At 70.7% G+C, this 20,493-nt stretch carries 12 protein-coding genes; 7 read left to right on the top strand and 5 right to left on the bottom strand.

Annotation, left to right across the window (positions count from 1 at the left end; translation table 11 throughout):
• Window positions 1-3: 3 nt before the first annotated feature.
• A complete protein-coding gene (locus tag ACTMTJ_RS14950) occupies window positions 4-1,185 on the top strand; it encodes a serine hydrolase domain-containing protein (RefSeq protein ID WP_441216990.1) in 1,182 nt (393 codons plus the stop codon).
• 67 nt (window positions 1,186-1,252) lie between these two features.
• On the opposite strand, the gene ACTMTJ_RS14945 is transcribed toward ACTMTJ_RS14950, so the two are convergent.
• Window positions 1,253-2,293 carry a LacI family DNA-binding transcriptional regulator gene (locus ACTMTJ_RS14945; RefSeq protein WP_441216989.1) on the bottom strand — a complete coding sequence of 347 codons (1,041 nt, stop codon included), beginning with the start codon at window positions 2,291-2,293 and terminating at the stop codon, window positions 1,253-1,255.
• Window positions 2,294-2,524: 231 nt separating this feature from the next.
• Here ACTMTJ_RS14945 and ACTMTJ_RS14940 point away from each other — a divergent pair, with 231 nt between their 5' ends.
• From ACTMTJ_RS14940 to ACTMTJ_RS14915, 6 genes are all read left to right on the top strand, one after another.
• Complete coding sequence (locus ACTMTJ_RS14940; RefSeq protein ID WP_441216988.1) at window positions 2,525-3,439, top strand: carbohydrate ABC transporter permease; 915 nt, start codon at window positions 2,525-2,527, stop codon at window positions 3,437-3,439.
• Window positions 3,436-4,257 (top strand): carbohydrate ABC transporter permease, encoded by an 822-nt coding sequence (locus ACTMTJ_RS14935; protein ID WP_441216987.1) that lies wholly within the window; start codon window positions 3,436-3,438, stop codon window positions 4,255-4,257. Before ACTMTJ_RS14940 ends, ACTMTJ_RS14935 begins: the two co-directional genes overlap by 4 nt.
• On the top strand, window positions 4,254-6,905 hold the full coding sequence (locus ACTMTJ_RS14930) for a family 78 glycoside hydrolase catalytic domain (RefSeq protein WP_441216986.1): 2,652 nt from the start codon (window positions 4,254-4,256) through the stop codon (window positions 6,903-6,905). Before ACTMTJ_RS14935 ends, ACTMTJ_RS14930 begins: the two co-directional genes overlap by 4 nt.
• 18 nt (window positions 6,906-6,923) lie before the next feature.
• Window positions 6,924-8,180, top strand: a complete 1,257-nt coding sequence (locus tag ACTMTJ_RS14925) for an ABC transporter substrate-binding protein (RefSeq protein WP_441216985.1) — start codon at window positions 6,924-6,926, stop codon at window positions 8,178-8,180.
• Window positions 8,181-8,289: 109 nt separating this feature from the next.
• Window positions 8,290-11,430, top strand: coding sequence for a family 78 glycoside hydrolase catalytic domain (locus tag ACTMTJ_RS14920; protein ID WP_441216984.1), 3,141 nt, complete (start codon window positions 8,290-8,292; stop codon window positions 11,428-11,430).
• A complete protein-coding gene (locus ACTMTJ_RS14915; RefSeq protein WP_441216983.1) occupies window positions 11,427-12,626 on the top strand; it encodes a glycoside hydrolase family 1 protein in 1,200 nt (399 codons plus the stop codon). The genes ACTMTJ_RS14920 and ACTMTJ_RS14915 overlap by 4 nt, the downstream gene beginning before the upstream one ends.
• Window positions 12,627-12,642: 16 nt before the next feature.
• On the opposite strand, the gene ACTMTJ_RS14910 is transcribed toward ACTMTJ_RS14915, so the two are convergent.
• The 4 genes from ACTMTJ_RS14910 to ACTMTJ_RS14895 form a co-directional block, all read right to left on the bottom strand.
• Window positions 12,643-13,023: a VOC family protein gene (locus tag ACTMTJ_RS14910; protein ID WP_441216982.1), complete on the bottom strand. Its 381-nt coding sequence runs from the start codon at window positions 13,021-13,023 to the stop codon at window positions 12,643-12,645.
• Window positions 13,024-13,032: 9 nt separating this feature from the next.
• Complete coding sequence (locus tag ACTMTJ_RS14905) at window positions 13,033-15,030, bottom strand: glycoside hydrolase domain-containing protein (protein ID WP_441216981.1); 1,998 nt, start codon at window positions 15,028-15,030, stop codon at window positions 13,033-13,035.
• A gap of 27 nt (window positions 15,031-15,057) precedes the next feature.
• On the bottom strand, window positions 15,058-19,185 hold the full coding sequence (locus tag ACTMTJ_RS14900) for a type II secretion system protein GspG (protein ID WP_441216980.1): 4,128 nt from the start codon (window positions 19,183-19,185) through the stop codon (window positions 15,058-15,060).
• Between the two features lie 109 nt (window positions 19,186-19,294).
• Window positions 19,295-20,365 carry a cellulose binding domain-containing protein gene (locus tag ACTMTJ_RS14895; RefSeq protein WP_441216979.1) on the bottom strand — a complete coding sequence of 357 codons (1,071 nt, stop codon included), beginning with the start codon at window positions 20,363-20,365 and terminating at the stop codon, window positions 19,295-19,297.
• Window positions 20,366-20,493 lie beyond the last annotated feature (128 nt).

Here is a 20,493-nt window from a genome sequence, read left to right as displayed (position 1 = left end):
GGCATGAAGAAGACCTTCTTGCCAGCCCTCGCGGTCGCCGCCGTCCTCGCGACGACGACCGGCGCGAGCACGGCCGCGGCGGGGCCGGTGACCGACCCGGTACGGGAGCGGCTGGATCGCGATGTGCGGGCCATCACCGCGCTCGGCGTGACCGGGGTCCAGGCCCGGCTGGTCACTCCCGGCCGGACGGCCGTGGTGACCGGCGGTGTCGCGGACACCGGCACCGGCCGCCCCGTGTCACCCGACGGCTACTTCCGGATCGGCAGCGCCACGAAGACGTTCGTGGCCACCGTGGTCCTCCAGCTCGTGGGCGAGCGCAGGCTCTCCCTCGACGACAGCGTCGAGCGGTGGCTGCCCGGCCTCGTGCGCGGCAACGGCAACGACGGCAGCCGGATGACGATCCGGCACCTGCTCCAGCACACCAGCGGCATCCACGACGACTATCCATACTTCGAGTCGGCCGAGGACTATTACCAGCACCGGTTCGACGTCCACACGCCAGAGCAAATCGTCGCGGCCGCGATGGCGCACCGGCCCGACTTCGCACCGGGCACCGCGTGGGGGTACTCCAACACCGGGTACGTGCTCCTCGGCATGGTGATCGAGAAGGTCACCGGTCAACCCTGGCACCGGCAGGTCCGCAAGCGCGTCATCGGTCCGCTGGGGCTGCGGCACACGTTCTGGCCGGGGACCCGCCCCGACCTGCCGCGGCCGCACGCCAACGGCTACCAGCAGTACGAGCCGGGAGGCCCGCTGGTGGACGTCACCCTGCTCGTGGACGCGGACGCCTCCGGCGGCCTGCTGTCCACCACCGCCGACCTCAACACGTTCTTCCGAGCCCTGCTGGGCGGCCGGCTGCTCAAGCCGGCGGAGCTGGCCCTCATGAAACAGACCCGCCCGGTCGACGAGCAGCTCGCGTCCCTCTGGCCCGGAGCCCGGTACGGGTTGGGCATCTTCGAGATCCCGCTGCCCTGTGGCGGCACCTATTGGACGCACAACGGCAGCCAGGAGGGGTTCGTCACCGACAACGGCGTCACGGGCGACGGCCGGCACAGCATCGCCGCTTCGATGTCCACCGCGCTCGCCTTCGGCGCTCCACCACCCGACGACAGCCCCGCGCTGCGGCAGGCCATGGCCGCCACCGCCCTGATCCAGAACGCGCTGTGCGAGGTGACCGCGCGCTGAAGGGGCCCGCCGCCGGCCGGTACCGTGCGCCGGCGGCGGGCCGATCGTGCGGCGGGGCTCGGGCTGGTCAGGCGGCGGGTGGTGCGGTCGTGCGGCGGGGGACGAGGGTGGGGGAGAGCTTGACCTGCGCGGCCGGCCGAGTCCGGTCGACGATCCGGTCGAGCAGCAGGCGGGCGGCGTTGGCGCCGATCTGGTAGCCGGCCTGGTCGACGCTGGTCAGCGAGATGGGGCGGAAGGCCGCGAAGGTCGTGTTGTCGTATCCGGCGACCGAGATGTCCTCCGGCACGCGCAGCCCCGCCTCGTCGATCGCGTCGAGGGCACCCATCGCGACGATGTCGGCCCCGGCGAAGATCGCCGTCGGCCGCACCGGACGGGCCAGCAGCTGCTGGGCACCAAGGTAGCCGCCTTCCTGGGTGTAGGTGGTGGAGGCGATGTCGATGTGGTCGGCCAGGCCGCGCGCCTGCATCGCGTGCCGGTAGCCGGCGGCGCGGATGGCGTTGGGCATCTCGGCGATGCGGTCGGGGTCGGTCTCGCCGTGGTCGATGTGCCCGATCCGCCGGTGGCCGAGGTCGGCGAGGTGGTCGACGACGAGCGCGGCGCCGGTGAAGTCGTCGTCGGCCACGGTGTCGTAGGCGCGGGAGCGGCCATGCCGGCCGACGATCACGGTCGGCACGGTGCCGGCGACGTAGTCGAGGTGGGCGCGTGACGAGACCGGTGCGATGAGGATCAGCCCGTCCATGCTGCGGTCGATCATGGCGTGGGTGACCTTCGCTTCGGCCTCCTCGCCGTTGCAGCCCGGCCCGAGCAGCACCTGGTAGTCGGTGCTGGCCAGGTGCTCGGTAAGGCCGTCGAGGATCTGCGAGAAGAACGGGTTGATGATGTTGGGCAGCATCACGCCGATGGTGTAGGTCTGGCCGCGCATGCCGCGGGCCGCCGCGTTGGGCCGGTAGCCGAGCTCGGCGATGGCCTGGCGCACCTTGGCCTGCATGGCCGGGCTGACCCCGTACGCGTTGCGCAGCACCTTGGAGACCGCGGTCGTGGAGACCTGCGCGTGCTGCGCCACGTCGATGATGGTGACCCGCCGGGACGGCGCCAAGGGCCTCTTCATCAGGCCTCCTCCCACAGTCGCGCAGGGAACGTTGTCTGGGCAGTGTAATCGGTTTCCTCCCTGGTGGTCAGGGCGACCTCTTGACGTCCAACCGATGACCTCCTAGGGTCAGGCGAAACATTTTGGAAAACGTTACCCATCGTCTTTGAGGCACTCGCTTCGTGGTCGTTGCGACTGGAACCCTCGGTGCGCCGGCCCGGATGAAACGTTCCAAGGAAGTAGACCGTACGGATGACAACTATCCCGAACAGGCGCAAACCGGGCCGCCAAGTGCGCTCCGGTACGACGCCGCCGTGGTGGTTCGCGGCGCCGGCGATGCTGCTGTTCGCCTTCGTGGTGTTGATCCCGAGCGCGCGGGGCGTGTACTACGCCTTCACCGACTGGGACGGGCTGAGCCCGGACTTCTCCTGGGTCGGGCTCGGCAACTTCAGCGACATGCTCGACGACCCGGACGCCCGGCAGGCGATCTGGCACACCCTGGTCATCGCGGTGGCCATCACGATCATCCAGAACGGGTTCGGGCTCCTGCTCGCGCTCGGCGTCAACACGATGATCAAGTCGCGAAACGTGCTGCGGGTGCTGCTGTTCGCGCCGGCGGTGGTCACCCCGATCGTGACCGCGTACCTGTGGCGCAACCTGCTCGGCCCGGACGGCGCGGTCAACAGCCTGCTCGGCGCGGTCGGCCTGGACTCCTGGCAGCAGGACTGGCTCGGTGACCCGCAGCTCGCGCTCTGGTCGATCGTCGGCGTGATCGTGTGGCAGTTCGGCGGCTACTCGATGGTGATCTTCCTGGCCGGCCTCCAGTCGGTGCCCAAGGAGATCTACGAGGCGGCCGCGATCGACGGCACCGGCCCGGTGCGGCGGTTCTGGTCGGTGATCCGGCCACTGCTCGCGCCGGCGTTCACGATCAACCTGATGTTGTCGATCATCGGCGGGATCAAGCTCTTCGACCAGGTGTACGCGCTGACCGGCGGCGGGCCCGGGCACGCCACCGACACGATCTCCACGCTGATCTACAAGGACGCGTTCACGCTCGGAGAGTTCGGCTACAGCATCGCCCTCGCCGTGGTGCTGACGATCATCGTCGCGGTCGCTTCGACAAGCCAGTACTTCGTGCTGGCCCGCAACGAGAGGGCGGCCTCGTGAACCGCTACCGCGCTCGCACGTTCGGCCTGGAAATGGTGATGGTCGCGGTCGGCCTGGTCGTCGCCTTCCCGGTGTACGTGCTCGTCAACCTCGCGATCCGGCCGACCTCGGACACCTCCTCGCCGATCCGCCCGACCACCAACCCGACCCTGGAGAACTTCCGCCAGGCGTGGCAGGAGGGCGGGCTCGGCGGCGCGCTGTTCAACAGCGTGGTGGTGACCGCGGTGAGCGTGCTGATCGTGCTGGCCGTGTCGTCGCTGGCCGCCTACCCGCTCGCCCGGGCGACCGCGAAATGGTCGCGTGGCATGTTCCTGCTGATCATGCTCGGGCTGATCCTGCCGTTCCAGCTGGCCGCGTTGCCGCTCTACCAGACGATGCGCGACCTCGGGCTGCTGGGCAGCGTGTGGGCGCTGATCCTGTTCTACTCCGGGCTCCAGGTGCCGTTCACCACCTTCCTCTACATCGGATTCATGCGGGCGCTGCCCCGCGACTTCGAGGACGCCGCGGCCATCGACGGGTGCCGGCCGCTGGAGGTCTTCCGGTACGTGGTCTTCCCGATGCTCAAGCCGATCACGGTCACCGCCCTGGTGCTCAACGCGATCTCGGTGTGGAACGACTTCTTCACCCCGCTGCTGTACCTGTCCGGCAGCGACCAGCAGACCATGCCGGTCGCCCTGGCCGGGTTCGTCGGCCAGTTCGTCTCCGACTGGAACCTCATCTTCGCCGCGCTGGTGATCAGCATCGTGCCGATCCTGGCCGTCTACTTCGCGCTACAGCGCAGCATCATCAACGGCTTCGCCGGAGGGCTGAAGGGATGACACCGTACGGGTTGCGGACCGAAGGGCGGCACGAGCCGCTCGGTCTGGGGGAGCGGCACCCCAGGCTGTCCTGGAAGCTGGAGTCGGCGCGGCGCGGTGCGGCGCAGACGGCGTACCGGATCACGGCCGCCGAGCACCCGGACGGCCGCCTTGTCTGGGACAGCGGCCGGGTGACCTCCGCCGACACGACCGGCGTCCCGTGGGACGGTCCGGTGCTCCGGTCGGCGACCCGGTACCACTGGCGGGTCGAGGTGTGGGACGAGACCGGTGCGCCGGCCGGCCAGGCACAGACGTGGTTCGAGACCGGCCTGCTGCACGCCGACGAGTGGGCCGGCGTCTGGGTGGGCCGCGACCCGCTGTCGGTGCCGCACGCCGAGCCGCCGGGCGAGGACGTGACGACCGAGTCGTCGCTCGTCGCGCCGCCGCTGTGCCTGCGCCGCGAGTTCCACCTGGCGCGGCGGCCGGTGCGGGCCCGGCTCTACGCGACGGCCCGGGGTGTCTACGAGCCGCGGCTCAACGGCGTGCGGGTCGGCGACCTGGAGCTCGCCCCCGGGTGGACCGAGTACCACCACCGGCTTCAGTACCAGACGTACGACGTCACCGACCAGGTGCGCGAAGGTGACAACGTGCTCGCGGCCACGGTGGCGGACGGCTGGTGGTGCGGGTTCGTCGGCTTCGACGCCCACCGCCCGGCCCGCCACTACGGCGAGCAGCCGGCGTTCCTGGCCCAGCTCGTGGTCGACTTCGCCGACGGCTCCCACCAGGTCGTCGCCACCGACCGCCACTGGACCGAGCAGCCGGGCGCGACCCGCGCCGCAGACCTGCTGATGGGAGAGCACGTCGACGCCCGCCGGCACGTGCCCGGCTGGGACGACGCCGGGTCGGTCGACGGGTTCGTCCCGGTGGCGGTGCTCGACACCGAGCCCGGGCCGCTGGTGGCCGAGCCGGACGAACCGATCCGGGTCACCCGCGACCTTCCCGCGGTCTCCGTGGAGCGGCGCGGCCCGGCTCGATTCGTCGTCGACTTCGGACAGAACCTGGTCGGGCGGGTGTCCTTGGCCGTCCGGGGCGCCGCGCGGGGCGAGCCGATCGTGCTGCGGCACGCCGAGATCCTGGACGGCGGCGAGCTGTACGTGGCCAACCTGCGCCGCGCCGCGGCCACCGACGTCTACGTCGCGGCGGGGGAGGCGGTCGAGGTGTTCGAGCCGCGGTTCACCTTCCACGGCTTCCGCTACGTCGAGATCGACGGCTATCCCGGCGAGCTGTCCACATCGGACGTGACCGCGCGGGTGCTGCACAACGACACCCCGTTCACCGGCCGCTTCGAGTGCTCCGACCCGACCGTCAACAAGCTGCACGCCAACATCACCTGGGGACAGCGGGGCAACTTCGTCGCGGTGCCGACCGACTGCCCGCAACGGGACGAGCGGCTGGGCTGGCTCGCCGACGCGCAGATCTTCGCACCGACCGCCAGCCGCAACGCCGACGTTTCCACGTTCTTCGCCCGCTGGATGCGCGACGTCCTCGACGGGCAGGACGGGGACGGCGCGTTCCGGGACGTCGCCCCGGTCATCTCGGTCAACCGGGAGGCCGCGCCGGCCTGGGGCGACGCCGGCGTGATCATCCCCTGGCACCTGTGGCGCACGTACGGCGACCGCCGGGTCCTGGAGGACAGCTTCGACGCGATGCTCGCCTGGATCCTGCACATCCACCGGCACAACCCGGACCTGCGGTGGCGGCACCGCACCGGCAACTCGTACGGCGACTGGCTCCAGCTCGACGCCAGCACACCGCGGGACGTGCTCGCCACCGCGTACTTCGCCCGCAGCACCCAGCTCGTCGCGCAGGCGGCGGAGGTGCTCGGCCGGTACGACGAGGCCAACGACCTATGGACCCTGCACAGCGGCGTCCGGGCCGCGTTCGTCGACTCCTATGTGGACGAGGACGGCCGGGTCGAGGGCGACACGCAGACCGGCTACCTGCTGGCGTTGGCGTTCGACCTGCTGCCGGAGCGGCTGGTGCCGGCGGCGGTCGGCCACCTCGCCGCGGACATAGAAAAGCGGGACTACCGGCTCACCACCGGGTTCGTCGGCGTGGCCCTGCTGTGCCCGGTGCTGGCCGACCACGGCCGTGCCGACCTCGCCTACGCGCTGCTGCACCAGGACGAGTACCCGTCGTGGGGTTACTCGATCCGGCACGGCGCCACCACCATCTGGGAGCGGTGGGACGGCTGGACCGACCACGCCGGCTTCCAGTCCCCGGCGATGAACTCGTTCAACCACTACAGCCTCGGCAGCGTCGGCGACTGGCTCTACGGCCGCGTCGCCGGCATCGACCAGACACCGCGGTCGGTCGGCTATCGCGAACTGCTGCTGCGTCCATTGCCCGGCGGGCGCCTGTCCTGGGCGCGGGCGGAGCAGGAGACGGTGCGGGGGCGGGTCGCCTGCGGCTGGTCCATCGAGGACGGCCGGATCACCGTGACGGCCACGGTGCCGCCTGGATGCACCGCACTACTGGAGATCCCCACCTGCGACCCGGACAGCGTTCGGGAGGACGGCGGGCCGGGAGCTCATGGGGCCGAGCCGTCCGCCACAGGGGTCGCCCTGCGGCTGGCGTCCGGCCGCTACACCTTCAGCGCACTGTCTTGAGTCGATTTTGGAGATGCCATGGAGATAAAAGGATTCTTGAGCCTGGCGGTCGCCGCGACGTTGCTGGCCGCGTGTAGCGGCGGGACCAACTCCGGCTCCGGCGGCGGCGACAACAAGACCCTGACCCTCGCCTCGGTCGACCAGGGCTCCATCGAGGACGTCGTCAAGGCGTTCGAGGCGGCCAACCCGGGCGTCAAGGTCAACTTCACCACCAGTGGCGCCGACCAGTACCAGCAGCAGATCCGCACCCAGCTCTCCTCCGGTACGGCACCTGACGTGATGACGGTGTGGCCGGGCAACGGCAACCCCGGCGCCACCTACGTGCTGGCCAAGCCCGGCTACCTGCTCGACCTGTCCGACCAGGCGTGGGCGTCCAAGCTGCCCGAAGCGGTCAAGAGCGTCGCGCAGTACGAGGGCAAGACGTACAACGCGCTGTTCGGCCTCAACGGCATCGGTGCCATCTACAACCAGGAGGCCATGACCAAGGCGGGGTTGCAGCCGCCGGGCACCTGGACCGAGCTGCTGGCGTTCTGCAAGGCGGCGGCGGGCAAGGGCACTCCGGCGTTCGCGCTCGGCATCCAGGACAACTGGGTAACCCAGCTCGTGCTGTACGCGCTCGTCGCCACGACCGTCTACAGCGGCGACCGTGACTTCGACAAGAAGATGCAGGCCGGCCAGGCCACGTTCGCCAACTCCCCGTGGACCACGGCGATGGCCAAGTACCAGGAGATGAACAGCAACGGCTGCTTCCAGAAGAACCCGCTGGGCACCAGCTACGAGGCCAGCCAGGAGCTCGCCGCGACCGGCAAGACGCTCGGCATCATCCAGGGCAACTGGGTGGTCGCGCTGCTGAAGGGCAAGAACGCGGCCAGCAGCTACATCCTCAAGCCGCTGCCGGCCACCGACGACCCGGCCTCGTTCTTCATGCCGGCCGCGGCGGGCGCCGGCTACGGGGTGAACGCGAAGGCGAAGAACAAGGATCTGGCGCTGAAGTTCGTCAACTTCGTCATGTCGCCCGAGGGCATGAAGGTGTTCAACGGCAAGCAGGGCAGCCTTCCGTCGCTGCCCGACTCCGGCTCCACCGTGGACCCGGCGTTCACCGACCTCACCACGTTCATCCAGGGCAACCGCACGGTGCCGTTCATGGACCAGCTGTGGCCCAACGCGAAGGTGCAGCAGACCATGCTGTCCGGCCTCCAGGAGGTCTTCAGCAACCAGTCCACGCCGGCGAAGGTCCTCGGCGCCATGGACGCCGACTACAAGGCCGGCGAGTAACCCCAAACCACCCCGCCGGTGACCGCACCACCGGCGGGGCACCCGAAGGAGGGCACAGGTGTCAGAAACCAGGCAACGCCGGCGTGTGCTGGCGGGAGTAGGGGCGTGCGTGACCCTGCTCGCGTCGCAGGCGCTGACCTCCGCGCCCGCTTCCGGCCACGGCAGCGGGCAACCCAACGTCCAGGTCGTCAACCTCCAGGTCGACGGCCGCTTCGACGAGCCGTTGGGCATCGACAACACCACACCGACGTTCGGCTGGCAGATCACCGAGACGCGCCGGGCCACGTCACACGCGTGCTACCGCCGGCACTCCCACGCGGCGTGCCCGGGTGACCGGCAGACCGCCTACCAGATCCAGGCCGCGCGCAGCGAGTCGGACCTCAGGCGCGGCCGGCTGATCTGGGACTCGGGCAAGGTCAGCTCGGACCGGCAGACCGGCGTCGCGTACGCCGGCAAGCCCCTCGCCTCCCGGCAGCAGGCGCTGTGGCAGGTGCGCGTGTGGGACGCCGACCGCCGGGTCTCCGACTGGAGCGCGCCGTCCGGCTGGGAGATGGGCCTGCTCGACCAGTCCGACTGGGGATCGGCCCGGTGGATCGAGTATCCGGGCCGTGTCGAGAACCAGGCCATGCCGATCTTCGCCCGCCAGTTCACTGTGAACCGTCACCGCAAGGTGGCCGAGGCTCGCCTGTACCTGTCCGGCGTGGGCTTGCACAAGCCGACGTTGAACGGGCGGACCCTGACCGACGAGGTTCTCGCCCCCGGCAACTCCAACTACCAGCTCTCCAGCGAGTACCGCACCTACGACGTCACCGAGCGGCTGCGCGGCGGCGGCAACACCCTCGGCGTGGCGCTCGGCAACGGCCCCGCCTACGTACGGCGCAGCGTCACCAACCCCGCCGTCGGCCGCACCGCGCCCTACTCGTGGTGGCAGAGCCAGCTCAAGGGCAGCGGCACGCTCACCGCCGACGTCGAGGCCGGCGCCACCACCGTCACCCTCAGCGGCGTCACCGGCTACCACGTCGGCGGCACCGTCAACGTCGACACCGGCAACGGCGGCGACAGCCTCGAGTCGCGGGTCATCACCGCGATCGGCACCACGGACATCACCTTCACCCCCGGACTGGCCAAGCCGCACACCGCCGGAGCGCTGGTGACCGGCTCCGGCAACAACATCGCCGCCAGCGACCCCAGCGCCGGTGCCGCCGTCACCCCGCGCCTGATCGCCCGGCTGGAAATCTCCTACAGCAACGGCGGCAGCGAGGTCATCGTCTCCGACCGCCGCTGGCGCACCGCCCTCGGCCCGCTGGTGACCGACGCCTGGTACTCCGGCGCCGACCACGACGCCCGCCGCGAACAGCCCGGCTGGGACCGGCCCGGCTCGAACCTGACCGCCACCGCGACACGTCGCGACGGCACACCGACCGGCTGGATCGACGCCGGCATCGCACCGCCGCCCAACCTGGCCACGAAGCTCGTCGCCCGCGCCGCCGAGCCCGTCGAGGTCGTGGAGACCTTCACACCGGTGTCGGTGACCAACCTGGTCCCGGGCACGTGGGTCTTCGACTTCGGGCAGAACATCGTCGGCTGGCCCGAGCTGCGCCTCAAGCCCGGGATACCGGCCGGCACCACCATCCGCATGTCACCGGCGGAGTCCCTGGCCGCGGACGGCACCGTCGACCAGGCGTCGCTGCGCGGTGGCGGCGGCAGCCGCGGCGTCGACCTGTTCAACACGTACACCACCGCCGGCCTGCCCGGCGGCGAGACCTGGCACCCCGACTTCAACTACTTCGGCATGCAGTGGGTGCAGGTCACCGGCCTGCCGGAGGGGTACGTGCCCACCGCGGACACGATCAAGGGTCTGCGGCTACAGGCCACCACGCCGGTCGCCGGCGAGGTGACCACCTCCAACGCCCGGGTCAACCGTGTCAACAAGATGGTCCGCTACTCGTTCGCCGCCAACGTCATGTCCGTCTTCACCGACTGCCCCGGCCGGGAGAAGCTGTCCTACCCGGCGGACTACACCATGCCGATGGGCGCCATCCACCGCAACCACCAGCTGGCCGCCTACATGCGGACCAGCATGCACCACCTCGTCGAGGGACAGTCCAAAGCGGACACCCCGATGTTCGGCAACGTGGCGCTGAAGACGCCGGTCTACGACTGGGGCTACACCGGCCGCTTCGGCGACGAGATCAACTGGGGCAACGCCATCATCCTCGTACCCGCGATGCTGTACGAGCTGTACGGCGACACCCAGACGATGGCCCGCTACTACGACCAGATGGTCGACTTCGCCGACTACATCCAGCGGCAGAAGGTGCTCACCGGCCCCGACGCGCACATCGTCGACGCGGCACTGGCCGACTGGGTCTCCGCCGAACAGACCTCCGGCCGGATCACCGGTACGTGGGGTTACTACGTCATGATCGCCAAGCTCGCCATGATGGCGCGGCTGACCGGTCACGCAGCGGACGCCGATCGCTACGACGCCCTGGCGGCCGACATCAAGGAGGCGTTCAACGCCCACTTCTACAACACGGAGTTGCGGCGCTACACCGCCGCGGGCAACGCCGGCGCCACCCAGGCGGCGCAGGCGCTCGCCCTCGACGCCGGCCTCGTGCCCGACAGCGAGCGCGGCGCCGTACTCGACGCGCTCGTCGAGCTCGTCTACGCCTTCCACCCCAACGGTGACGGCCCGCACTTCAGCGGCGGCACCATCGGCATGGCACCGACCGTCCGGGCCCTGGCCGCGGCCGGCCGCGACGACGTGCTGTGGGACCTGCTCCAGGAGGACGAGCAACCCAGCTACGGCTACTTCATGCAGTCCACCGTCGCCAACCCCGGCGGCATGACCACCATCGGGGAGCGCTGGACCCGCGGCGACTCCAAGAACCACATGATCCTCGCCCAGATCGAGGAGTGGTTCCACAGTGGAATTGCGGGCATCCGCTCCGACTCGCTCGCGTATCGGAAGCTGGTCTTCCAGCCGAAGATCGTCGGTGACCTCACCTTCGCCAAGGGCAGCTACCGCACCCCGGCAGGCGAGGCACGCGCCGAGTGGCGCAAGGGCGACGACTGGCTGCGGCTCTCGGTCACCGTGCCCACCAACACCAGCGCCGAGGTCTGGGTACCCCTCCAGGGCGGCCGGGTCACCGGCAAGCCGGACCGGGCCGACTTCGTCCGCGTCGACGGCGGCTACGCGGTCTACCGCGTCGCCTCCGGTTCGTACACCTTCACCGTCACACGATGAGTCAGACCGACTTTCCGGCCGCCTTCCTCTGGGGGGCGGCCACGTCGGCCCATCAAGTCGAAGGCGGCAACGTCAACAGCGACTGGTGGGACTTCGAACACGACCCGCGCACCGCCGCCCGCGAGTCCTCCGGCGACGCGATCGACCACTATCACCGGTACGCCGAGGACTTCGCCCTCCTGGCCTCGCTCGGCCACAACGCCCACCGGCTCTCCGTGGAGTGGGCGCGGATCCAGCCCGCGCCCGGCGAGTTCAGCCGCGCCGCGATCGACCACTACCGGCGGGTGCTGACCGCGCTCGCCGACACCGGCATGACCGCCTTCGTCACGCTGCACCACTTCACGCTGCCGCGCTGGTTCGCCGCCGCCGGCGGCTGGCTCGCACCGGACGCGGTCGACGTGTTCGCCGACTACTGCCACCGGGTGGCGGCCGAGCTCGGCGACCTGATGCCCTATGTCTGCACCGTCAACGAACCGCAGATGGTCGCCCTGCACGGCTACCTCGAGGGCTACCATCCGCCCGGCATCACCAACCCCACCCTCTGGAAACGCGCCGGCCGGGTCCTGTTGAACGCGCACCACGCCGCCGTCCGCGCCGTCCACCACGCCGCACCACGCTCGCGCGCCGGCCTCGCGGTCAACCTGCCGCTGCTCGCCCCCATCCGCGACGACGACGCCTGCCACGCCTTCCACCGCCTCATGCGGCACGAGATCGTCGACCTCTACCTCGACGGCCTCACCGGACCCGACCGCGGCGACTGGCTCGGCGTCCAGTACTACCGCAAGCAGTGGGTCGACCCCGCGTCACCCACGTTCTTCGCCGAACCACCGCCCGGCCACCGCCTCACCCAGATGGGATGGGCGACCTACCCCGACGGGCTGCGGAAGGTGTTGCACCGGGCCGCCGAGACCGGCTTGCCGCTCTACGTCACCGAGAACGGCATCGCCACCGCGGACGACACCGAGCGGGTCGACTATCTGCACACCCATGTCGCCGCGCTGGCCCAGGCCCGGGCCGAGGGTGTCGACGTGCGCGGCTACCTGCACTGGTCCGCGTTCGACAACTTCGAGTGGAGCGAAGGCTACCGGCCCACGTTCGGCCTCATCGCCGTTGGCGAAGACTTCACCCGTGTCCCGAAACCCAGCGCGCACGCCTTCGCCGCGATCGCCAAGACCGGCCGAATCCCTTTGCTATGACCTTGTCGGGGTACGGCTACGGCCAGGTGTGCGCGTGGCGTTCGAAGGTCTCGGGGTCGCTGTGTCGCGGTATTACACACAGCAGATGTCCGCCAGGAGCCCGCAGGATCCGGCACTCCAGCCACCGGTCGACCTCGACGGCGCCCAGCGCGACGAGCCGCGCGGCCTCGGCCTCGACGTCGTCGCTTTCGATGTCTACGTGGTAGCGGGCCTTGTCGTCGACGGCCTGTACCGCCAGGCTGAGGCCGGGCAGGGCGCCGGGTAGGGAGGTGAACTGCTCCTCGTCCGGCACCGGCCGCGCGGGCACGCCCAGCGCCCGCGACCAGAAGTCAGCGGCCGCGGCGGCCTCGCCGGTCGGCGCGTCGATCAGGATGGTCGAAAGTCGGCTGCGATGCATCCCGGCAACCTACCGGGTGGGTTCGCCGAGGAGAAAGACGCCGCTGTCGAGAGCGACGAGCTGCCCACGGGATCCTTGTGCGGTGAGGATGTCGGCGGCCAGGAGCGCCGGCTGACCCGCCGGTTGGATCACCTGGAGATCGCCGAACGGGTTGACGGCGGGGCCGGTCGTGCCGCCGAGAGCGTCTGCCCGGGTGGCCGTCCATTCGGTGGCGGAGCCCGCGGCCGGCGACAGGTCGTACCTGTGGACGAGGCCGTCCGTGCCCAGCGCCACCACGACGGGTGTGCCGGCACCCGTCGCGACGGCGGCCAGCGGAGCGTGCGCGTCGACGGTGCTTGGCTGGTTGTCGCCCTGCAGCGGCTGGAGTGGGCTCCACTGCCCGCGGAGCTTTGTGGCCGCCCAGAGCCGGCGGTCGGGTCCGGTCACGAGTACGAGGGAGCGGCCGACGCCGGCGGTCACCGCGGCGAGGCTGTTCGCCGGTCCCGTCCCCGGCGGGAGCGCTACCGTCGCGGTGACGGTGGCCGCGAGGACCGGGGCCGCCTGCCGGTCGCAGACGGTGAGTGCGTTGCCCGGTCCGATGTAGACCCACGTGACGGTGGTGCCGTCGGTGGTGACGGCGAGCCGGCTCAGCGGATGCGCGCTGGGCAGCCGCGGCGTCTCGACAAGCCACCGGCGAGTGTCGTGGTGGGCGTAGACGATCCGGTTGTCGCGGTCGATGTAGACGAGGTTGGCGGTGTTTCCGGCTGTGGCGATGGCCATCCCGTCGAGCCGCCGGGGCTCGGGAACGGTGCCGGGCAGCGGCGCGGGTGCGACGACACCCGCGGCGGCGATCTGTCCGGTGAGGACGGTGCGCGGTGGCCCGCCGCCGCCGCGTATGCCGACCATCGCGAAGTGGACCGTGCCGGCGATGCCGCTCGCGGCGACGACCGTCCGTTCGGGGTCGACGGGCGTGGCGGCGTCGACCGGGACGTCGATGGGTCGGGCGGTCCTCGCCGGCCAGTGGATCCGCACCGCTCCGGTCCGCTGCCGCGGTGTCCTGCCCGGCTGGGGTTCGACCGGCGTCAGCGTGACGAGCAGCGGGCGGTTGTTGACGACGGCTGCCGCCAGGCGTGGTTCGCCGGCGGGAAACGACGGGTCCCGTACGAGGGACGAGGAGAAGTCCCATTCGCGTTGCGCGCCACCTGGGGCGCCGGCGGGAGCCGGGCTCGCGGGCGCGGGGATCTCCGCATTCGGCTCGCTGCGCCGGCGCGGAGTGTTGTTGCGGTAGTAGTAGTTTTGCCGGGCCACCGGCCAGGCGAGCCCTCCGGGCGCGATGGCGACCGCCGCGACGGAGGGATGCTGGACGCTTATCGCGCTGGCCGTCTGGGTGAACGGTGCCACATGAGACACCTGGAGCTGGCGGTCGATCGGCCAGCTGAAGACGAAGGGGCGCTCCGCGAGGACCTCCGCGACGGGCTGGTCCCGGGAGTACAGGCCGGCCCGAAATACGGGTAGCGGGCCCGGGCCGGGTGCGCTCATGGCATCGAGCCAGGTGGTGAAGTAGCGGATCGCGGGGGCGGAAAGTGCCGCGCCCCGGGGGTTGTTCTGGTCTTCGGAGTCGATGTATATGACCGCACCGGCCGGCATGCCGGCGGCGACCGCCGCCTGCTTGGCTTCCAGCGCGTCGGCGCGGGCGTTCGCCTCGGTCGCGGCGTCGTTGGCACCGACGCGCGCGTGTCCATCGTGGACGTGGCCCTTGCTGGCGGGCATCCAGATCGGCAGGATCCCGTAGCCGATTCGCTGTACGTCACGGGCGTTGCTGATCCAGCCCCGATCGCGGTCTCCGAACAGGTAGGCGGCCGTCCATCGGATGTTGGAATGATCGTAGAGCCACTCCATCCACGCCACGGAGAAGGTCCGGCGCCGGCCCGTGCCGACGATCGGCAGGGAGATCCGGTCGACGCCGACGAACGCGGCCGGCACCGTGTCGCGGCGCGGGCCGGCGGGTCGGCGGGCGCGAGGTGGCACCGATCCTCCTGCGTGGACAGACGCCGGTCAGGCGGTGCCGGTCAGTGGCGTGTCGACCTGGATGTCGACGCCGCTCGTGGGTGTGTACTCGTGCCAGGTGGCGATCAGGTTGCCTTCGGCGTCCGTGCTGACATCGGCGTCTTCGCCGTCGCCGCCCGGCTGGTTTCGCGCGCCGAGGCTGTAGATGACGAAGGGCGCGGTCTTGCCCGGCGACTCGTAGCGGTACTTGTTACCCCACGGGTCGGTCAACGGCAGCGGACCGGTCGCCGGGGCCGGCAGGACCTGAAAGCCTTGGGCGGTGGTCGGATAGTACCTGTACTCCACCGGCGCGCCGACCCAACCCGGCACGTCCTGGGCTTTGCGCTGCGCGGCGTACCTCTCGACCTCACCCGTGAGGCGCTGGATGTCGTCCCACGCCTTCTGCTGCTGCACGCTCACCAGTGGCCTGGTGCGAGCCTTCACGTCGGGGTTGGCCGCCGGGATGCCCGCGTAGTTGGTCCGGGCGAAGTTTTGCATCTCGGTGGCGATCGACAGGTAGGGAGTGGTCAACGGCTCCGCGCCGGGCTGCGGGATGACGTCAGCGCCACCACCGGCGCCGCCCTCCAGGATGCCCAGCTCCATGAAGCGCGCGAACTCGGCTTCGTATCCGGTGCGGATCGGCAGCACCACCCGGGCCGCGCCCGCGCGCATGAACTCGCGGCGGGTGGAGTCGGGGTGCCAGGCGAACTGTTTCATCTGGCTGGAATCGGCCGGCGTGGTCGCCGCGGGGTCCGTGTCGGTGCGGGAGCCCCAGAAGTACGGGTACAGGAAGTAGAGGATGTTTTCCCACTCGACGGCGTGGTGCAGAAACTTGACGAACTCGCCGAACTCACGGACGCCTTGCCAGGCGGCACGTTCGAGCAGCAGCTGGGTGTCGTCGCGGCTGGCGTCGTTCATCGCCTGTACGACCCAGTCGGGGCTGACGTCGAAGGTCGGCCCGAACAGCCACTGAAGGGTCCGTTTCATGATCTCCTCACGCTCGGCGCGGCGCAGGCTCAACGTGTCGTCGCGGTCGACGGACGCTTCGAGCTCGGCTATCCGGCCGGCGATGTCCTGCTGTAGCGCGTAGTGCTGCGACTGTGCGGCGTTGAAGAGGGAGTTCCAGGTGGCCTTCTGCCAGGACGCCAGCCCGGCCGTCGCCGGTTTGATCTTCACGACGAGCTCGGCGGCGACGGTTTCGGCGTCGTGCAGCAGCAACACCACGTTGACCCGCCCGGTGGCCGTCTCGAGGTAGGGACCGCCGGCCGGCGTACGCAGCACCGTCGGCGGATAGGTCTGGTCGCCCTGTGGCTCCGGCTTTTCGTAGGTGGTGCCGAGGATCCGTAGCCCGAAGTGCACACCGGGCGGGCTCGTCACCCGGGCGGTGAACTCGACCTCGGCGATCTGGTAGCCGTCGGGCACGTCGATCGGCATCGACACGTTGTGGTGCCCGATGCCGAGGCCGGGGGCGTTGCTGATCGTGAGGTGCAGCGGCGCCCGCTCGCCGGGCGGGTCGTCCACCTGTGCGCCGAACCGGTCGGCGAGCCTGCGGTAGTTGGCCGGCGTGACGTCGCCGTAGGGCACGTCGAAGACGAAGGGCCCGAGCTTGGACCTCAGCTCCAGGATCTGGGCGTAGACGCGGCGCAGGCTCGCACCCGGGTCGGGCACCACGAGGTCGTACGTCATCCGGATGCCGTACCGGATAAGGTCGACCCGCCACTTGCGCATCATCCGGTAGTAGTCGATCCGGATCGGCCGGCCGGTCTCGTTGCGGATCTCCTTGGCGGCGGTGTCTTCGGTGCCGGTGTGGGTCTCGATGCGCATGGAAACCTTGTGTTCCTTGCGCACCCGGGCCGAGGCCTTGCGCGTCTGCTCCAGCGACTGCTTGACGCTCGCGGTACGCGCGCCACGTTCGGAGTCGGCGGCCTTCACGTCCAGCGACGTGGTGAGCGTGACCGGACCGTAGCCGCCGGTGGCGCTGACACCGAAGTTGGTGGCGGTCTCCCGCTTGGTCTCCGACTCGTTGCTCATCGCGGCGTCGCTCTTTTCGGCCACGCCCTGCTCGCTGTAGGTCTCCAGCTCGTCGGTGACGATGTCTTCGAGCTCGGAGCTGTGCGTCGCCCATTCCTTGTGGCTGACGAACACCTTCTCGCCGGGCGCCATCGGCACGGTGGCTACGAGCTCACCGCGTTCGACGCCGACCGGCGTCATCTCGACGCGCTCCAGATGCAACCAGGCGACCGGCTCGACCCGGCGACGTTCGACGAAGCGACTGATCATCATTTCGAGGCCGGACGACGCCGACTGTCGCTCGCGCAGCGCGTCGATCCGCCGTGCCGCGTCGATCAGGTCGTCGGCACCCACCGTCGCGAGCAGCTGCGCGGCCTGCGGTGCGCGCGCCGGTGCGGTGGCCGCCGCCGCGAGGGCCTGGGCGGCCTGCCGCAGGTCGGGCCGACCGTCGCCGGCCTCGTCGGCCAGCGCTCGCGCCTCCGCCGGAGTGGCCGCCACATCGCGGGCGAAGGCCAGCTTTTCGAACGCGGTCGGTTCGCTCCGGAGCCCGGCCGCCGCTGTCCCGGTGGCCAGACCCACTCGGTCGTAGGTCGCCTTCAGGAAGGTGCGCGTCGAGTTGGGCAGCTCCGGCATCGGGGAACCTCCGGGTGGTGAGGTGGTCGCGGTCGAGGCCGGCGACGCCGGTGTGACCGATGGGGAGACGGACGGCGCCGTCGCGGTGCCGTCGAAGGTGCCGACGAGCGGGGCGCCGGTGGAGGTCGTGCCCGTCACGGTGGCGCTGACGTGGCCGTCCGTGCCGAGCGAGCCGGTGGCGGTCGCGGTGACGGTCGACCCGTCGGCGGTGGTGCCGCTGACTGTGCCGGTGACTGGGACGCCGTCGGCCGAAAGCCCACCGGTGATGTGGACGGTGCCGGTGACGGGCGCGCCGGAGGGGCTCAGCGTGCCGGTTACCGGGAAGCCGTCGTGGCTCGTGCCGCCGACGCCGGTCACCAGGGCGGTGACCACCCCGGCGACCGGCGGTGACATCAGCGCGGGGGTGGTCACCGCGAACCCGTCGAGCGCCGGACCGGTGATGTCGGCGCCGAAGAACCTGCCGTTGCTCAGGTAGCCCGCGACGAACACGCCGCCGGCGCCGGTCGCGGCGTCGTGGACGGTGCCGGTCACCGGCGTGCCGGGCGGATCCGCCAGCGTGCCGCGCAGGACATGCCCGGCGAAGGCCCTGGTGGCGATCGCACCGTGCATGCGGTTGGCCGCGTCGTCGTCGGCCGCCGCCGAGACCTCCTGGAAGCCCGTCGGGTCCTGGTGTGCCAGGCGCCGGTAGACCACGGCACGCTTGGCCATGGACAATGCCGACCGGAACCGGTCACCGGCCAGGTCGTACGCGTGCGCCAGCAGGTAGAGCGAGCCACCGAGCCCCGGGCTGTGCCAGTGCTGGTTGGGCGCCAGCACGTCGACGGTGGGATAGTCGCGGATGCCGGCGAGCTCCTGGAAGATCGCCACAGCCCGTTCACCGGCCTGCTGCGGGATCGGATGGTCCTCCGGCCGCCGGAAGGCACACACGTCGGTCAGCGCGGTCGCCAGCGCGGCCCGCTGATCGGAGTCGACCGCGGCGAGGCGATCGTAGATTTTCACCCGGTCGAGCAGAGTGCGCACCGCGGGCCCACGATGGGCGGACATCCACTGTGCGTGCGCGAGCATCAGCAGAGCCCCGGCGAGCTTGGCCCACATCTCGTTGGGCGGCTGCCGGCCGAGCGCGTCGTAGTCGCTGATGCCGGCCAGGCGCTGAAAGATCGAGACCGCCCGCTCACCGGCCCGCTCCGGCAGCGGGATGTCCTCCACCCGCCGATACGCGCACAGATCCACCAACGCGGCCGCCAGATGTGCGGAATGGCTGGCGGCGTCGACCTTCTCCAGCCGCTCGAAGACCCGCACACGGTCCTGGAGCGTGCGCACCGCCGCCGCATGCTGGCCGTCGGCCCACTGGGCATCGGCCAACGCCTTCAAGGAATTGGTCAGCCCAGGGTGCCAATGGTCATTTGGCACCGCGGTGCTCACGTCGGCCAGATCCGACACACCCGCCAGGCCTAGCTGCGCCCGCACGGACGCACGCGCGCCACCGACACTCATCGGATGCTCCCCCGCGGCGAGGCCGAAACCGGCACGGTGCCAGCCTACCGAGGCGGATACGACCGCACCCTCACTGATACGGGTGACCCGGAAGGGGCCGTCGGTGTGCTCAGGCGGTGACAGCGATGTGGACGGTCCAGCGCACCGACGGTGACGGGCAGGGTGTCGGCAGGTGGTTGCACGGGTCGTCCGTGAAGGTGGACACGTCGGTCTGTCCCGGTGCCATCGCGACGTAGCGGGCCAGGAGCGGCTGGCCGGTGGGATAGCCACCGGCGACGTCGCGCCGTGCGACGACCCCGCTGGCGCTCAGGGTCGGTGGCAGGTAGGCGCTGGGCAGGCTCACCACGAGCGTGTCGCCGACGCGCAGCCGCACGGTGCTCTGATTGTCGACTGTGGAGACGGTGACGGTCTGACCGGTGGATGGCACGTCGACGACATTGACGTGCAGTGTCCACAGTGTGGTGGGGAGCGCGCACGGCGGCGAGGTGTGCAGGCAGGCGTAGTCGGTTTGTGTCGTGATGTCGACAGAGCCAGCCGCCACGGCGCGGTAGGACGCGGCGAGCGGTTGCCCGGTGGGATAGCCGCCGCTCGTGGAGAGCCGGGTGAGGGCGGGGCCGCTGACCGTTGGCGGGAGGAAGTCGGCTCCCAGGGCCACGCCGAGCGTCTGCCCGACGAGCAAGGTCACGGTGCGCTGGTTGTCGGCCTGCGTGACCGCGACGTCGACCCCGCTGGGTGGCGTGGTGGTGGGCGGCGTCACCGTGTCGTTGCCGCAGCTCGGGGCGGGAGCCGGTGCGACGCCGGACAGCTGCGCCCCGAAGGTGGTCGACGCCGCGGGGGCGAGGACCCCGTTGTGCCCGGCGTTGACCGCCGTCACGGTGGTGCCGGTCGTGGTGAGGGTGGCGTTCCACGCCGACAGGACCCGCTGGCCCGCGCCGAGGGTCCACGCCACGTTCCATCTCGTCGCGGTCGTCGCCGAGGTGTTGGTGACGGTGAGGCTGACGATCTGCCCGCCGGTCGCCCCGGTGCCCCATTGGGCGTCGACGCGCGCGGTGGCCCGGCATCCGCCTTCGCCGGGCAGGGACGCCGCCGCGCCGGCCGACGTCATCGCGGCCGCGACGAGCAGGCCGGCCGCCGCGACGATGCCGCACACGGCCAGGGTCGACCGCCTCGATACACCCATGACAACGCACCTTCCACACCGGGACCGATACGGTAAGCGTCCACGTCGAGATAGTCGACTGTCAATGTTTTTGCCCGGCGGGGGCGGCTGTGCGCCGGCTGGCGGGCTCGCGGTCACGGATTCATGCC

It is taken from the genome of Phytohabitans sp. LJ34, from assembly GCF_052068095.1.
Taxonomy (GTDB): Bacteria; Actinomycetota; Actinomycetes; order Mycobacteriales; family Micromonosporaceae; genus Phytohabitans.
Note: the sequence above shows the minus strand (reverse complement) of the source record. Positions and strands in the feature narration are given on the sequence as shown.